Source organism: Methylobacterium sp. FW102-HT35C08 (genome assembly GCF_058790235.1).
Map to the genome: position 1 here is coordinate 1,287,641 of NZ_JBYTCL010000002.1, position 14,156 is coordinate 1,301,796.

Annotated in this window: 18 protein-coding genes and 1 tRNA gene; 8 read left to right on the forward strand and 11 right to left on the reverse strand. The window is 70.0% G+C overall.

From position 1 onward, the window contains the following. Positions 1 to 157 precede the first annotated feature (157 nt). On the reverse strand, positions 158 to 2,347 hold the full coding sequence (locus AC3WSN_RS06200) for a glycosyltransferase family 2 protein (protein WP_492536760.1): 2,190 nt from the start codon (positions 2,345 to 2,347) through the stop codon (positions 158 to 160). Next, complete coding sequence (locus tag AC3WSN_RS06205) at positions 2,344 to 3,387, reverse strand: hypothetical protein (protein WP_192711151.1); 1,044 nt, start codon at positions 3,385 to 3,387, stop codon at positions 2,344 to 2,346. The genes AC3WSN_RS06200 and AC3WSN_RS06205 overlap by 4 nt, the downstream gene beginning before the upstream one ends. 341 nt (positions 3,388 to 3,728) lie before the next feature. Between AC3WSN_RS06205 and AC3WSN_RS06210 the strand changes: the two genes are divergently transcribed. After that, a tRNA-Val gene (locus tag AC3WSN_RS06210) sits at positions 3,729 to 3,803 on the forward strand. Between the two features lie 131 nt (positions 3,804 to 3,934). On the opposite strand, the gene AC3WSN_RS06215 is transcribed toward AC3WSN_RS06210, so the two are convergent. Next, positions 3,935 to 4,123, reverse strand: coding sequence for a hypothetical protein (locus tag AC3WSN_RS06215; protein WP_492536761.1), 189 nt, complete (start codon positions 4,121 to 4,123; stop codon positions 3,935 to 3,937). Between the two features lie 430 nt (positions 4,124 to 4,553). Further along, entirely contained in the window at positions 4,554 to 4,826 is a 273-nt protein-coding gene (locus tag AC3WSN_RS06220) for a hypothetical protein (protein WP_250103755.1), read from the reverse strand. A 505-nt stretch (positions 4,827 to 5,331) separates the two neighbouring features. Here AC3WSN_RS06220 and AC3WSN_RS06225 point away from each other — a divergent pair. Then, entirely contained in the window at positions 5,332 to 5,634 is a 303-nt protein-coding gene (locus AC3WSN_RS06225) for a hypothetical protein (protein WP_192711154.1), read from the forward strand. Positions 5,635 to 6,052: 418 nt separating this feature from the next. Here the strand turns inward: AC3WSN_RS06225 and AC3WSN_RS06230 are convergent, their stop codons facing one another. The 6 genes from AC3WSN_RS06230 to AC3WSN_RS06255 form a co-directional block, all read right to left on the reverse strand. Then, a complete protein-coding gene (locus AC3WSN_RS06230) occupies positions 6,053 to 6,319 on the reverse strand; it encodes a hypothetical protein (protein WP_492536762.1) in 267 nt (88 codons plus the stop codon). 547 nt (positions 6,320 to 6,866) lie between these two features. Continuing rightward, a complete protein-coding gene (locus AC3WSN_RS06235) occupies positions 6,867 to 7,349 on the reverse strand; it encodes a hypothetical protein (RefSeq protein ID WP_492536763.1) in 483 nt (160 codons plus the stop codon). Between the two features lie 165 nt (positions 7,350 to 7,514). Continuing rightward, on the reverse strand, positions 7,515 to 7,856 hold the full coding sequence (locus tag AC3WSN_RS06240) for a hypothetical protein (RefSeq protein WP_492536764.1): 342 nt from the start codon (positions 7,854 to 7,856) through the stop codon (positions 7,515 to 7,517). A gap of 324 nt (positions 7,857 to 8,180) precedes the next feature. Beyond that, the gene (locus AC3WSN_RS06245) at positions 8,181 to 8,447 is read right to left on the reverse strand and encodes a PilZ domain-containing protein (protein ID WP_492536765.1); all 267 of its coding nucleotides are present in this window, start codon (positions 8,445 to 8,447) and stop codon (positions 8,181 to 8,183) included. 132 nt (positions 8,448 to 8,579) lie between these two features. Then, the gene (locus AC3WSN_RS06250) at positions 8,580 to 8,792 is read right to left on the reverse strand and encodes a hypothetical protein (protein ID WP_192711158.1); all 213 of its coding nucleotides are present in this window, start codon (positions 8,790 to 8,792) and stop codon (positions 8,580 to 8,582) included. Positions 8,793 to 8,897: 105 nt separating this feature from the next. Next, on the reverse strand, positions 8,898 to 9,062 hold the full coding sequence (locus AC3WSN_RS06255; protein ID WP_492543342.1) for a hypothetical protein: 165 nt from the start codon (positions 9,060 to 9,062) through the stop codon (positions 8,898 to 8,900). A gap of 814 nt (positions 9,063 to 9,876) precedes the next feature. On the opposite strand from AC3WSN_RS06255, the gene AC3WSN_RS06260 reads away from it, so the two are divergent. Continuing rightward, complete coding sequence (locus tag AC3WSN_RS06260; RefSeq protein WP_492536766.1) at positions 9,877 to 10,386, forward strand: hypothetical protein; 510 nt, start codon at positions 9,877 to 9,879, stop codon at positions 10,384 to 10,386. Beyond that, positions 10,383 to 10,853: a hypothetical protein gene (locus AC3WSN_RS06265; protein ID WP_492536767.1), complete on the forward strand. Its 471-nt coding sequence runs from the start codon at positions 10,383 to 10,385 to the stop codon at positions 10,851 to 10,853. The genes AC3WSN_RS06260 and AC3WSN_RS06265 overlap by 4 nt, the downstream gene beginning before the upstream one ends. Before the next feature lie 57 nt (positions 10,854 to 10,910). Here the strand turns inward: AC3WSN_RS06265 and AC3WSN_RS06270 are convergent, their stop codons facing one another. Beyond that, a complete protein-coding gene (locus AC3WSN_RS06270; RefSeq protein WP_492536768.1) occupies positions 10,911 to 11,165 on the reverse strand; it encodes a hypothetical protein in 255 nt (84 codons plus the stop codon). Positions 11,166 to 11,378: 213 nt separating this feature from the next. Between AC3WSN_RS06270 and AC3WSN_RS06275 the strand changes: the two genes are divergently transcribed. The 4 genes from AC3WSN_RS06275 (at position 11,379) to AC3WSN_RS06290 (ending at position 14,148) form a co-directional block, all read left to right on the forward strand. Continuing rightward, entirely contained in the window at positions 11,379 to 11,516 is a 138-nt protein-coding gene (locus AC3WSN_RS06275; RefSeq protein ID WP_492543344.1) for a hypothetical protein, read from the forward strand. 232 nt (positions 11,517 to 11,748) lie between these two features. Then, positions 11,749 to 11,943, forward strand: coding sequence for a hypothetical protein (locus AC3WSN_RS06280; protein ID WP_192711164.1), 195 nt, complete (start codon positions 11,749 to 11,751; stop codon positions 11,941 to 11,943). Between the two features lie 90 nt (positions 11,944 to 12,033). Continuing rightward, positions 12,034 to 12,813, forward strand: coding sequence for an SDR family oxidoreductase (locus AC3WSN_RS06285; RefSeq protein WP_192711165.1), 780 nt, complete (start codon positions 12,034 to 12,036; stop codon positions 12,811 to 12,813). Positions 12,814 to 12,864: 51 nt separating this feature from the next. Then, entirely contained in the window at positions 12,865 to 14,148 is a 1,284-nt protein-coding gene (locus tag AC3WSN_RS06290) for an amidase (protein ID WP_492536769.1), read from the forward strand. Positions 14,149 to 14,156 lie beyond the last annotated feature (8 nt).

The following is a 14,156-nucleotide window of genomic DNA, read 5'->3' on the forward strand; positions in this document are numbered from 1 at the left end:
CCTCGCCGCGCGTCCGCCGGGACGCCTTGGCCGGAACCGCCTCATGCGGCATGTCCAGAGGTATCGCAACCGGCTCCGGACGCAAGTTCACCCACTGACGCACGCATAGCACCATGTCGTCGCGGGCCGCCGACAGCATCCGCGGGACCGGCGCGGCTCAGACCCGGTAATGCGCCGAGTTCCGTGACAGGTTGATGTTGTAGTAGGGGTCCGCGCGCAACTCGGGGCCCCAGCGATCCAGCATGGTCAGCACCTCGCCCTCGAAGCGCTTCTGCTTCTCGGGCGTGTCCTCGGCGCCGCGGCTCTTCGACTCGTGGTGGATCAGCTTGGCGAAGGGCGTCCAGACGATCCGGTAGCCGGCCCGGCGGACCTTCAGGCAGAGATCGACGTCGTTGAAGGCGACCTTCAGGTCGACCGCGTCGAAACCGCCGACCTCGGTGAAGACCTCGGCCCGCATGGCCAGGCACGCGCCGGTGACCGCCGAGACCTCGTGGGCGATGACCATCCGGCAGAAATAGCCCGGATCCGCGTCCGCGACGCCGAGATGGCTGTGGCCGGCGACGCCCCCGATCCCGAGGACGATGCCGCCGTGCTGGATCGTGTGGTCCGGATAGAGCAGCTTCGCCCCGACGGCACCGATCTCCGGGCGGACCGCGTGGCGGACCAGCTCGGCGAGCCAGCCGGGCTCGAGCACCTCGATGTCGTTGTTGAGGAACAGGAGCACCGCGCCGGTCGCGGCGGCGGCGCCCCGGTTCGACAGATCCGAGAAGTTGAACGCGCCCGGCACCGAGACGATGCGCACCCGCGGATCGTCCCGGTGCCGGGCGAACAGGGCGGCGGTCTCGGGCTCGCGGCTGTCGTTGTCGACGATCACCACCTCGATGTCGGGATAGTCGGTCGCGCCGAGCAGTCCGTCGAGGGTCACCGACAGGATCTCGGCCCGGTCCCGGGTCGGGATGATCGCGGAGACCCGCGGCGGCGGTGTCGGCAGCGGCCGGATCAGGCGGTTGAAGCCGCCGGGGCCGCGTTCCGCCCGGCCGCCCCAGGGGGCCACGACCTCCTCCAGGGCCTGCAGGCGCGCCGCCTCGGCCCGGGCGAGCGACCGGTCCGAGAAGGTGCCGGAGCCCTGTGCGGCGCGCCAGTGATAGAGCACCCGTGGGATGTGGCGGATGCGGCCGGGGTCGAGCCCGTCGGTCAGCCGCAGCAGCAGGTCGTGATCCTGGCTGCCCTCGAAGCCCGGACGCAGACCGCCGACCGCCCGCAGGGCGGCGGTCCGCACCACCGTGAGGTGGTTGATGTAATTCTGCGCGTAGAGCAGCTCGCGGTCGAAGCCCGATTTGAAATGCGGGTCGAACCGGCGGCCGCGCCCGTCGATCTTGTCCTCGTCGCTGTAAATCAGCACGAGATCCGGATCGCGGCGGAGCGCCCGGGCGACCTCGTAGAGGGCATCCTCGGTCAGGGCGTCGTCATGGTCCATGAAGGCGCAGACCACGCCGCGCGCCAGGCCCAGCGCGTCGTTGGTCGCGCGGGCGATGTGGCCGTTCTCGGGGCGGGTGAGGACGCGGATGCGCGGGTCGGCCTCGGCCGCCTTGGCGAGGATCCGCGGGACCGCCGGGCGCGTGGAGGCGTCGTCGACGACGCAGAGCTCCCAATGCGGGTAGAGCTGCGCGCGCAACGACGTCAGGGCGGCCCGCAGCACCTTCGGGTCGGGGTTGTGCACCGGCATCAGCACGGAGATCAGCGGCGGGTCGGCCCAGTCGGCGATCTCGGCGGCGATCCCGTCCCGCTCCGCACGGCGCAGCGCATGGGTCCCGAGCCAGGCCTCGTAGCCGGTCACCCGCCGGTGGCGCAGGGCCCGCCCGAGGAAGCCCCGCGCGCGCACCTTCTTGCCGAGGACGCGCCACGTGAGCGCCTGTGCGGTCAGGCCGGGCTCGCGCATCAGGCCGCGCAGGGCCAGGACCGGTCGGGCGAGGCGGCGCACCGAGATCCGGCGCAGCCGGGCCGGAACCCGTCCGGCCGGATCGGCCACGCGCAGCTCGACGATGTTGCTGGGCAGGCGGCCGATCCACGCGAAGGCGCCCCCGCCCCGCGCCTCCTGCGGCAGCAGCGATCCCGGACGCCCGTCCGGCCCGACGAAGCTGATATCCGGGACCGTATCGCGGCCCTCGGCCGGGTCGTTGGACAGCGTGATCTCGACCCAGCGATCCGCGAGGTCCGGCAGCGCGACGCGCAGCCCGTCCGGCGCGGCCCGGGCCGGCAGGGTGCGGCGGGCGCGCCAGAGCCCGGTCAGGTGCGCCGGCGGGAGGCGAGGTTCGGGCGCCTCCGGCCCGGTGGAGCGCACCCTCAACTCCAGCTCTTGTCGACCGAGGCCTTCACGGCGTCCGACATGGCCACATCGAACACGATCATCTCCTCAACCGCCTTAACGGACCTGAGGCGCTCGGCCAGCGCCTGGGTCTCGGCGGGTATTGCGGGCAGGACCGGGATCGGCGCGGCGATGCCGAGTCGGTCGAACAGAGTCGACGCGAAGGCGGGAAACCTGGTTTTGTGCCCGACGATGCCGACCCGGGCGAGGATCTCGATCGCCGCGATGGAATTGCCCGGATGCAGCCGGTCCTCCGGCATGCGGGTTCCGAGCTGGCGCGTCAGGGGGTTGTAGAGCAGCCGGTAGGCGGATTCCGGCAGCATGCGGAAGAACCGTTTGAGGCTTTTCACGTCGGTGAAGTCGTACTCGTCCGCGAAGGCCGCGGCCTCGGCGAGGGGGCCCAGGCGCCAGCTGCGCGCGGGATCGGCGGCGTCGCCGGCCCGCGCCTTCAGCCAGAGCATGCGGGTCGCCATCTCGATCTGCGGCTCCTGCAGCAGGATCGCGGTGATCATCAGGTCCGGCGTCAGGAAGTTCTCGTAGCGCGGGATCGTCACGGCTCCGGACAGGAAGGCCGACGGGGCGGCCGGGCCGGTCAGCACGCAGGTCAGGATCTCGTCCGGCAGCTTGTGGACGCCGAAGTAGCAGTGCTGGAAATGCGGGAAGAGCGCGGCCTGGAGGACGGCCTCCGGCTCGATGCCGGTGTTGATCAGCATCGTGCGCAGCCGCACCCGCCCCTCGGGCGGCACGCGCCGGTAGACCAGGACGTTGGTATCGGCGTCGTAGAGTTCCAGCCGCGGAATCTCGGGCAGCCCCGGCACCTCGTCGGGGGAGACCATGAAGGTGCATTGGCCGGTCGCGTGCCAGCCATTGCGCTTGAAGACCTCGTCCGTGAAGCGGGCCGGGATCTCGGCCACGCGTCGCCCGTCGACCGAGACCACGACCCGGCTGATGGCGAGGGGATTGTCCGGCACGATCCAGCCGCGGATCGAGTCACCCTGATCATGGTCGATGAAGTAGCGCATGTCCCGTAGCGTGAGGCGGCGGCGCGCCGACGCCCTGTGTGGTGGCGCGGCCGGATGCCGAGCGGCAGGCCCATAGCGCATTTTTCCGTCGGCGTGCACCATGACAGCGCCGGCCGGCGGGATCGGCGATTGCGGCTCCCCGCGCCCAGGAACCGCTTGCGCGCGCGCCGGGCAGCCGCTATAGGCCCCGCCCACCGGAGCACGAACGGCTCCGGCCCGGGCGCGTAACTCAGCGGGAGGGCGCTACCTTGACAGGGTAGTCGATACTCCTCATCAGTCGCTGAGATACATGGACTATTTCGATGGCTTCCAGGTTCGACGAACCTGATTGCGGTCGATGAGGAGACGTAGCACAGCGGTAGTGCATTCCCTTGACATGGGAAAGGTCACAGGTTCGATCCCTGTCGTCTCCACCACTCAACGCTCTGATGGCACTAGGTTTTTCCAGAGCGGCGTCCCAAGAGACATCATTGCAGGTTGACTGAACCGAGAGCGGGTTTGCCGAACCCGTCGCGCTCGATGGGCGGCTCGGTGACAGGTTGGCGGGTCAGCGCGGCGTGTCACCGCCCCGCCCGCACCCGTCCCAGGTAGGGACCGGCGGTTCGAGGGGCGCGATAGGCGTGCTTTCGACGAGCAGCGCCAGCATCGCGGTGCGTGAGTTGAGCAGGATGGCCGGCGGCTCGCCCGTGATCAGGCGCCAGCGTTCGACGAAGACGGCCGTCGGCAGATCAGCCACCGCACCCGCGCTGGACGTCGAGCAGCCCGGTAGCGTCTGCGCGGGTATAGCCATGCGCTCTGAACGGACACAGGCCACGTTCGGCCCATTTCATCCGGCTGAGATGGTGAAAAGGTCGTTCCCACGATCGTCTCTGGAACGGTTCGCCGCCGGGCGTGCCGGCTGCGCCTGCGCCTTCGGACCACGAAAAACCGCGTCCTGTCTCCCGCACGCGACGCGGTGTCTGCGCGACAAGCGCCGGACCGGCGGTGGCCGCCGGACACCCCAGAGGCGGAGAGGATCACCCGCCCGTCCTCGGACACTGACGTGCGTGATCCGCGGCCGACAGCCCTCACCCCAAGATCACGTCACGGTGCAGGTCGTGACGGAGTCCGGCCGCGCGGGAATGCAAGACATCCCGGTGGCATGGACAATCATAAAGACAGCTGGATCAGCGATAGCAGCTCACGGCCTCTGGCTCAGCAGAGCGCAGGGATTTTAGAGCCGCCTCTGTGAGAGCTGCTTGGACTGCGAGCGCAATCAGTTCCTGCTTTCGATCGACGCCTTGCTTGATACGATATGCGATCTCGAAAGCCACATGATTCCGCAACAGATGCCGCGGAGCCACCGAGAGCTTGTCTATGTAATTGTCGATGAAATCTGCGGCCGTGACATACGCGTCTTGAGCAAGTTGAACCTGATCGGGTCTCATCGTTGCCGCCATCGCTATCCAGTCATAGCGTTTCGATCCCGTTTGTGCCGGCCGCATCTTGATTAAAGTCAATCTTGCCGAAATTCGAGGCGTGGTAAGTTACGCACTGTCACATGGTCCGACACGGGCGTTACTCCGGCCTGACGATGTCATGCGCGTTCCAGGCCTCGGCGAGCCGCTCGCAAGCCCGCCTCCGGCGCCGGTCGAAAGCGCGCCGCCAGCACGAACTGCGAGTGGGACATTGTCGCTCCCGCCGCCTGCGGAGACGAGCGCTCCGACACCGCCATCGAAGTCCTGAGTGCCGCGCGCGCCGGAGAAGGGGCAGATCGGAAAGGAGGTGCGGCGAGAGAGCCGGCAGCCATGGCAGGATGAAGCGCCGAATGTAATAGTCGCGATCAGCATACCTTGGCATTCACCCGCCGGCGCGTTCGACAACTGACCGAAATCGGACGGGCTCTTGTGAAGCCCGGCCGTTTCCGCGACCATCGGTTGGCGAGCAGCACCGATGGAGTGTGCGATGACGCCGGACGAGGCCAAGACGCTCAGCAACACGATCCAGGATTTGGCCGACGTCGCCGGAGGACGGGCCGCGCTGCACCTCAAGATGGCGACGATCTTCTTCGCGACGGAACTGATTCGCGCCCTCGTGGAGCGGCAGGCTCTTGCGTCCTCGGACATCGCCGAAGTCTGCGACGCGCTCGACCGGCGGGCCATGCGGCTGGCGCAGGACCTGCCCCGGGCGGCGCAGGACATGGCGGAGATGTCCGCCTCGGTGCGCGCGGAGATCACGGGCCAGGTCGGCAACGTCGTGTTGAGTTGACGCGCGCGCCCGGCGCTGGCCCACAGGAGGACGACGCTGCACATGGCCGGCACCGAGCGGCCCGCGCGCATGCCGGGCGCGGCGCGTGGACGGTTCCGGTGCGCGGCGGCGGCGTGCCGGGCCGGCCTCAGACGAAGTGTGCGGGCAGCGCCATGAACTGCGCATACTGGACCAAGGCGAACGCCAAGCTGCCCACCATTGTCCAACCGACTGCAAGATCGGTCGCGGTCATGCCCTTGGTCATCGCGCTCCTGGCCATCCGGTGTCCCCTCGGTTCAGCGGCCGCTGCTCGGCTGCCCTGGGGGAAGGTATGGTCAAGCTCGATGTCTCGGTGATTGCGTCGCGTGTTGCGTCGACGATTGCGCGTCATACCGACCTCGCGCTGCCAGTGGCGAGGGCGGGACGGCGTGAACGCGCTTCAATGGCCCGGGATCGGCGCTTCCAGGGCAGACGGGCCCTGCCGCACGATGCGGCCCATCGGAGCATCGGACCAGTTCTGATCCGGCTGCGGCATCGCCCAAGCCAGCGCCGCGATGGCGGCGAAGCAAAAGCCGACGCAGAGCAGCGCTGCCGCGATCTGGCCAGCCGGCGCGCGCTGATGCCAAGCGCGCTCGACCAAGACAGAACCGGCGCCCCACGTCGCGACAATGAGGAGCGGGAAAAGACCCGTCAGCATCGCGTTCATCGGCCGGCTCCCTCAGCGGCCAGCGATCTGGAGAAACGCACCGAGATCGAGAGTGTCGGACGACGGTGGTCCGATATCAGCTCTGTCTTCGACGGGCCCGCCGACGGCGATCCCTGCGGGCGGGGGAGGGGCCTGCCACGCCGCCACCGTGCTTGCTGTTCCGAAGAACGCGAGTCCGAGGCACGCACAATCGAAGGCTTTTGTGCGTCGGGAGGGATGTCGGACCGCGCGCTCATGAGTCAGCACAGGGCGTGCTGCGGTCCGGGTCGTCGTGGCCTGATCCCTGAGCATGATACCCTCCGTCCTGCCGCTGTATTGCGGGCTCGGACGGAGGCGTAAGGGCTCCGACTTACAGTGCAATGTCCTGTCTGTTGCAGCTGAAATCTGCGCCGCTCGACGTGTTCGCCGTTGCGATCTGCCGAATGAACCGCCTTGATCTGCGGAACACCCAGGGCCGCCCACCCCATTGCGGAGCAGCCCGCCGGGCCCGGCATTCAGCCCGGCGGGGTCCAAGCCGGGCACCATCCGTCCAAGCCCTGCCGGCTCCCTAGGCCCTGCGGGGGCGGATGCAGAGGATCCAGACAATCCACGCGAAGGCGGCGCCGCCGATCGCGGAGGATACGAGGACGACGGGTTCGATCCGTGGCGCGGCACCGCATAGGACCAGCCCCGCCAGAAGCCCCGGCACGGTCCCGATCGCCGCCGCCGGCAGCGCTGCCGTGTCCAGCTTCCGGGCGGCCCAGGCCGTGACGGGCAGGGTGAGCAGGAGCGTCGGGCTGATCAGGACCGCGCCCCAGAGCCCGAGAAGGCCGGTCACCACGGGCGCTGTCCAAGCGATCTCGACCGCACGGTCCCAACTCGCTCCCGCGAACAACGACAAGCCCTGCATGCGAAAGTCGTCTACGAACCCGGCCAAGATCGTCGTCGCACAGAAGCTGCAGGCGGCGGCGCAGTGCCCGAGAAGGCCGGCCAGCAGGATGCGGCGCCGCGACGGGGGCCCATCGGACCGGAGCAGGGCCCGCTCGCTCATGGAACGCTCGCCGTCACGCCACGGGGCCGCCCGCACTCTGACGGTCATCGTAGCGGCCACCGGGTTACTCGGTCGTGCATCCCGAACGGTCGCGCCTCGCGACACGCTGTCCCCGTGGCGGGTCCTGGGGCGACCGACCGGACCGGCTGGACCATGCGGGGTCGTTCACATCGTCGGATGCGAGGCCGGCGGTATCCACGGGTGCGAGGCCTCGTGCTGCCAGGTGGGATGACGCGCATCCAGCGTCACGTGCTGGCCGACATACACGGTCGCGAGGAAGCCCAGCAGCAGGACCAAGGCCAAGGTCACGGCGTCCGGATGTTTGCGCGCACCATGGATGCCGACGCAGCCCAGCGTGAAGGCTGCCGCCAGGACGAGGGATACGAGCGTGTCGCGCGACATCGGGAACACCGCCATGCGTGTCGAAGCCGCTCCTTCGCGTGTCGCCTCGCCGACGCGGGCGGCACGAAGCCGCAGGAAGTAGACGTTCGAGACCGCCTCAAACATCCCGACCTGTCCCGGCAACCATCCGCCCCGGCCGCACGCCGACGCTGCGGGGAACAGGACGAAAGGCGCCCCGCAGCCACTCCCGTCGCCGCGCCGGCGACGCCGTCGGCGCGCCGCACGAGGCCATCGCTGACCGGTCCAAACCGGGGCACGAAGAGTGTCGTGCATGTGGATCCCGCCTGCCCGCGCCGCGGCGTGTGGCGGGAGATGGGGCGAACCCGCCCGGCACGGATGTGGGCAGCCCCCTCATGCTTCAGCCTGTGCCAGGCGCGTCACCGCGAGCACTTCACAGGACGGGGCGGCCTCACCCGAACCGGGGGTGGATCACGATGCAGCCTCGGCATCCGTGAACACCACGCCGAACCGTGCGCCGGTACGCCTGACGACGGCACAGCGCCGCGATCCCTGGTCGATCGCCGTCACCAGGGTGAATGTCTCCGGCACGGCATCATCCTCGCCGGCCTCGACCAAGGCGCCGGTATCGGACATGTTCCAGACAAGGCACCGCAGCCGCCTGCCGTGACCTTCGGCGACGATGTGTCCGGCGCTGAAGCACTCTGTTCTGCCAGAAAGGCGTTTTTCGCTCGTCATCCTGACTCCTGACGCGGCCGAGGGTATCAAAATAGATCCTCTCCTCGGAACCCGTTAGGATCAGATATCGATCGATTGAATCTCTCACACTACGCTTAATTGAAAACAAATACCTACGATCAACCTGCTCATCTAAACCGTGATATCCACCACGCGCCGCTGCGAACCTGGCTGCGGTCGCCCGGCATCCCGCTCCAGCGCAAGGGTGTCGGAGAGGCGTGGGATCTCGACCGAAACGGTATGCGGACGCGGATCACGCGCGAGCGCCGCGTCGCGGCGCGCGGACTGGATCATCTCCGTCGCACGGACGACGCCGACCGTGTTGATCGAGGTGGATATCGTCATGACTCGAACCTCCCCGACCAGATCCTGAGCATGCGATCCCTGACCAGAGCGTTCGGTGGATCCCGCCAATTCGACGGATCCGCCCGGATCGGCCTCGGCAGGCTCTCAACCCTCCGCCTTGTCGCCCTGGCCCTGTTTGGCCCCGCCATTCGGGTCCGTGCTGTCCTCGCCTGACACCGAGCCGCTGCCATGACCCTGCGGGGTCAGACGCGGGCGGTCAGGCGTGAGGTCTTCGGGCTTCGTTCCCTTCGGGTCATCGGCCATGGTCATGCCTCCTAGGGGGCGAATCGTGCTGGACGGCAAACGGTTCGGACCGTGCTGCGACGAGGGTCGAAGGCGCGGAACGGGGACGCGGCAGCCAATCATCGCCGCTGTCGCGCCGATCGCTGCTCACGGCTGCCCCTAAGGTCTGCCCAAGCGTTCCGGATCGACCGGCTCTGGAGCAGGATCAGCAGAGACAGCGGCCCGGAGGCGCGCACGGCCGCGGGGCGCTCCGCTACCGCAGGTCGATACGAGCGAGCGCCCTTTGGCGCATCCGACAGGCCCAATGCGAAGGCGACCCGAGGCCGACGCTTCGGCCGTCCGATCGACGGGGGCCGCAGGCCGCGTCCAACGCGTCCAGCATCGCCGCGGCAGCCGCCATCAGGACCAGCGCAGAGACCGATCCGATCGAGATGATGAAGAAGATCGTTGCGACGACTTGTGGAGCGGTCATAGCGGACCTCGCCGGGCATTTCGGGCCTGGCCAAACACTTATGGCTGCCGAGGCCGCAATCGCGTGTGGGCGAACACGCTCCGCATCGCAGCCGCAGGGCCGGAGAGGGGGCAGCGCGTTCCGACATCAAGACGCCGCGTGAGGCTGCGGCGCGGGCTGCTCCGAGAAGCACGTCCGCAACCGGGTCGACGCCCCCGGGCCTGCGCCGGCCGCGGGCCGCGCCGCGCGACCAACGAAGCGGGCCGCGGACGAACCGAAAATTGCCTTCGTTAAGCGTCCGGTACCACACGATCCTTCTATTAATGGTTTGTTAACCATTTTAATTGGTTTAGTCAGCTTAGATTTCTGGGGGCATGGAGTAGGGGTTCCGTGAGTGAGCTGCAGAAGCTTCTGAGCGATCCTCGGTTTCGGCCCGTCGACAAGACCACGCGTGAACCGAGCGCCGCGCCCGAGGCCAATCTCGGCAACGTCCTGCGGGTCGTCACCTCGATGCATGGGCAGACCGGGATCCCGACGCCGCAATCGCCGCCGCAGGATTGGGACGCGCTGATCCACCGCGTGCAGGCCGCGGCCCGCCAGGCGCGCGAGATCGAGGCGCAGGCCCGGGAGCGGGAAGAGCGCATCGAGCACGTCCTGGAGCGGGTTCGGGAGGACATCAACGCCTCCAACGAGCGCGCCCGCATCGCCGAGATGCAGGCCCGCGACGCTCAGGTGCGCGCCGAGGCGCAGGTCATCGCAGCCGAGGAGCGCGCCAAGGCAGCCGAGGCGCGCGCCCTCGTCGCCGAGGAGCGCGCCCGGACCGCGGAGGCCTGGCTCGGGCGGGTTCAGGACGCGATCGTGGCCGAGTTTTCGGACCTGGCCAATCAGGCCGCCGCATGAGCAGCCTGGCGAGAGCTGCGATCGAGTCACCGGCCGGCCCTCTCGGGCTGCGCGGCGGCACACCCGACCCGATCGATCGGGTCGTGGCGCTGTTCTCCGGTCCCGCGCCCGCCGCGCCCGTCGAAGGCGAGGACTGGTCGGCCTCCCTGGCCGCCGTGCGGGGTGTCGCGACCCGGGTGCGCGCTCTGCAGAAGAGCGCTCAGGATTCGGTCCGCGAGGCCCAGCGCGCGATGCGCGAATCCGAGACGGCGGCACGCGCGGCCGAGGACCGGGCCCGGCACGCCGAGGGATTGCTGCGCGAGGCGGTCGGACGGGCGGAGCGCGCCGAGGAGCAGGCCCGCACGGCGGGCGAACGGGCCGACCGGGCGGAGGCGCAGACCACGGAGGCCCGCGCCTGGCTGCGCCGCATGCACGAATGCATGGTCAGCGAGTTCGGCGCGTTGACCCAGGACGTCCCCGAACCGTGAGCGGATCTCGGCGCGGGCTCAGGCAGCGGACGCCCCCGGCGGCGTGACGCGGCTCGGCTACGCGGCCACCGGCGGTGCCGCGACGTCGACCGCGTGCTGCGTCCAGGCATAGGGCTCGATGCGGCCGTGATACACCGCGATCTCGAGTTGCAGGATCCGGATGCAGGCGTCGGACAGCGTCGGCAGCAGGTCGTGCCCGGCAGCGTCGATGACGGATCGGATCGCGGCGAGCGGGCGGTCGTCCTCGTAGGTCACGAGCACCGCCTCCTCCGTGCCCGGATCGAGCGGGCTGCTGCAATACTGGGCCGGCATCGGGCGATCCCCCGCGGAAGCGTCCGCGCCGGCTGCGCGTAGTCCCGCCCTGTAACAGCCCGATGAAGGGAGCCGCCCGGCCGGAGCGATCGTCGACGGCGGCCCGGCGGCAACCGCAATGCGACCAACCTATTTAAGCTCGCGACAACGCATCACCTGACACACTGAGGTTGCCTCGCGTCAGTTCGACGCCGTCTGCCCGGCAGGATGGCCGTGACACTCAGCCTCGTCTTCAGCACCGCGCTCGCGCTCGTCACCGGGGCGGCGGCCCTGCTGTGGGCCGGCTTCGTCGCTCCGAAGATGGATGAGTTCGTCGACGCGCCCAGCATCCGCGACCTTCGTACGTGGTAGGTGCCGAGCGCCGCGCCGAGCTGCCCGCCGCACCTGCGGGGTCGGAGAAGATCCCGGGTGACCGGGCGTTTCGCGGGGCGCTGCAAGGATGTTTTCACCGTGCGCCGAGGGGGCGAGAACCCTTCGGCGCCGCCGTCATTGCTAGGGGATGACCGTGTTCACGATCGTGCCTTCGGCTCCGCCGCAGCCCGGCAGGCCCGTGCGGGACCGCCCCGTCGGCCGCCAGGGAGCCTTGCTGGAACAGCTCGCGCGCGAGCTGAACGTCCCGGCCGAGGCGTTCCTGGACGAGCCGCCGGACGGGGATGCCGGCGAGCTCTTCGCCCTGGTGCGGCACTGGCTGGCGATCGGCGACAGCCAGGCGCGCCGGCGCGTCCTGAGCCTGGCGCGCCAGGAGGCCGAGCGGTCCGGCTACAGCGAGTGCGCCTGAACGGCGCCGCACGGTCTTCGACGGCCGGTGCGGGCGCGCTATGACGCGGTCGGTGCCCTCGCGGCGAGGGCCGGTTCACGGAGGCTTCCCATGGATCTCGGCTTGAGCGGGCGCCGGGCGCTCGTCTGCGCGGCGAGCAAGGGGCTGGGCAAGGGCTGTGCCCTGGCGCTGGCCCGCGAGGGCGTCGCGGTGACGATCACGGCCCGCAACGCGGAAATTCTGGAGCGCACCGCCGCGGAGATCCGCAGCGCGACGGGTGCCGCCGTCACCATCGTGCCGGGTGACATCGCCACCGAGGCCGGCCGGGCCGCGGCGCTGGCCGCCTGCCCCGAGCCCGACATCCTGATCAACAATGCCGGCGGCCCGCCGCCGGGCGATTTCCGCGACTGGGACCGCGATGCCTGGATCCGGGCGCTCGACGCCAACATGCTGGCGCCGATCGCGCTCATCAAGGCGACGGTCGACGGGATGATCGAGCGGAAGTTCGGCCGGATCGTCAACATCACCTCCGGCGCCGTGAAGGCGCCGATCGAGCATCTCGGGCTGTCGAACGGCGCCCGCTCGGGGCTGACCGGCTTCGTGGCCGGCCTCGCCCGGAAGACCGTGCGGCACAACGTGACGATCAACAACCTGCTGCCCGGCCCCTTCGACACCGACCGGATCCGCAGCAACGCCGAGGCGGGCGCCGCCAAGGCGGGGACCACCGTGGAGGCGTTCCTGGAGGCCCGGGCGCGCGACAACCCCGCCGGCCGCTTCGGCCACCCGGACGAGTTCGGCGCCGCCTGCGCGTTCCTGTGCAGCCAGCAGGCCGGCTTCATCACCGGGCAGAACCTGCTGATGGATGGCGGCGCCTATCCCGGCACGTTCTGAGGCGGGCCTCCCGCTTGCATGGCCCTGCAGGTCTGTCATTCGGTGAGGATCATGAGCGTACGCGAGACCGTCGAGGAGCGTCTGGCCCGGATCGGGGAGGGGGACCCGGCGGTCTTCACCCGGCTCTACCCGGCCGAGGCCCGCGCGGCGGCGGATGCCGCGGATGCGCGGTGCCGGGACGGGATCTCCCTCGGGCCCCTCGACGGCGCGATGGTCTCGATCAAGGACCTGTTCGACGTGGCGGGCGAGACCACGCGCGCCGGCTCGATCCTGCTGGCGGACGCCGCCCCGGCACGGGCCGATGCTCCGGTGGTGGCGCGCCTGCGCCGGGCCGGGGCGGTGATCCTGGCCAAGACCAACATGTCCGAGTTCGCCTTCTCGGGGCTCGGCCTCAACCCGCATTTCGGCACCCCCGGCAACGCCGCCGATCCGGCGCGCATCCCGGGCGGATCGTCCTCGGGCGCCGGCGTCTCGGTGGGGCAGGGCACGAGCGACATCGCGATCGGGTCGGACACCGGCGGCTCCGTGCGGATCCCGGCCTCGCTGAACGGCGTCGTGGGCTTCAAGCCGACCGCCCGCCGCGTACCGCTGGACGGTGCCTTCCCGCTGTCGTTCTCCCTCGATTCCCTCGGTCCCCTTGCCCGGACGGTGGCGGATTGCGCGGCCGCGGATGCCGTGATGGCGGGCGAGGAGCCCGTGCCGGTGGAGGCGTTCGCCGTGGCCGGCCTGCGCATCGGCGTGCCGCGGGGCCTGCTGTTCACCGAGACGGAGCCGCTCGTCGCCGAGGCGTTCGAGCGGGTGCTGGCCCTCTTGTCCCGGAGCGGCGCCCGGATCGTCGACCACCCGGTCGACGACCTTCTCGCCGCCATGGACGCGGCGCTGCCGGACGGCTCCATCGCGGCGATCGAGGCCGCGGCGATCCACGCCGACTGGCTGGACAGCGAAGCCTCCCGCTACGACAGGCGGGTCCACCGCCGGATCGTGGCCGGCCGGACCGCCTCGGCCGCGGGCTACATCCGGACGATGCGCCGGCGGGCCGAGCTGATCGCCGCCTTCGACCGGCGGCTCGCCCCGCTCGACGTGCTGGTGCTCCCGGCGACGGCCACCACGGCACCGCTGATCGCGCCGCTGGAGGCGGACGATGCCGCCTTCCTGGCGGCCAATCGCCTGATGCTGCGCAACACGGCCTTCGGCAATTTCTTCGACCTCACCGGCCTGTCCCTGCCGATGCCGGGCCTGTCCCGGCCGGCGGGGCTGATGCTGCTCGCCCGGCACGGCCAGGACCGCCGGCTGCTGGCGATCGGGGCCGGGATCGAGGCCGCGCTGGCGGGCTGAGGCCGTCA

What these genes read in the sequence shown, in the direction of transcription:
- AC3WSN_RS06240 (WP_492536764.1), bottom strand. Translation starts at nt 7,856, where the DNA reads ATGTTTGAGGCGGTCTCGAACGTCTACTTCCTGCGGCTTCGTGCCGCC.
- AC3WSN_RS06220 (WP_250103755.1), bottom strand. Translation starts at nt 4,826, where the DNA reads ATGGCGGCAACGATGAGACCCGATCAGGTTCAACTTGCTCAAGACGCG.
- AC3WSN_RS06285 (WP_192711165.1), top strand. Translation starts at nt 12,034, where the DNA reads ATGGATCTCGGCTTGAGCGGGCGCCGGGCGCTCGTCTGCGCGGCGAGC.
- AC3WSN_RS06255 (WP_492543342.1), bottom strand. Translation starts at nt 9,062, where the DNA reads ATGACCATGGCCGATGACCCGAAGGGAACGAAGCCCGAAGACCTCACG.
- AC3WSN_RS06270 (WP_492536768.1), bottom strand. Translation starts at nt 11,165, where the DNA reads ATGCCGGCCCAGTATTGCAGCAGCCCGCTCGATCCGGGCACGGAGGAG.
- AC3WSN_RS06290 (WP_492536769.1), top strand. Translation starts at nt 12,865, where the DNA reads ATGAGCGTACGCGAGACCGTCGAGGAGCGTCTGGCCCGGATCGGGGAG.
- AC3WSN_RS06225 (WP_192711154.1), top strand. Translation starts at nt 5,332, where the DNA reads ATGACGCCGGACGAGGCCAAGACGCTCAGCAACACGATCCAGGATTTG.
- AC3WSN_RS06265 (WP_492536767.1), top strand. Translation starts at nt 10,383, where the DNA reads ATGAGCAGCCTGGCGAGAGCTGCGATCGAGTCACCGGCCGGCCCTCTC.
- AC3WSN_RS06250 (WP_192711158.1), bottom strand. Translation starts at nt 8,792, where the DNA reads ATGACGATATCCACCTCGATCAACACGGTCGGCGTCGTCCGTGCGACG.
- AC3WSN_RS06245 (WP_492536765.1), bottom strand. Translation starts at nt 8,447, where the DNA reads ATGACGAGCGAAAAACGCCTTTCTGGCAGAACAGAGTGCTTCAGCGCC.
- AC3WSN_RS06235 (WP_492536763.1), bottom strand. Translation starts at nt 7,349, where the DNA reads ATGAGCGAGCGGGCCCTGCTCCGGTCCGATGGGCCCCCGTCGCGGCGC.
- AC3WSN_RS06205 (WP_192711151.1), bottom strand. Translation starts at nt 3,387, where the DNA reads ATGCGCTACTTCATCGACCATGATCAGGGTGACTCGATCCGCGGCTGG.
- AC3WSN_RS06230 (WP_492536762.1), bottom strand. Translation starts at nt 6,319, where the DNA reads ATGAACGCGATGCTGACGGGTCTTTTCCCGCTCCTCATTGTCGCGACG.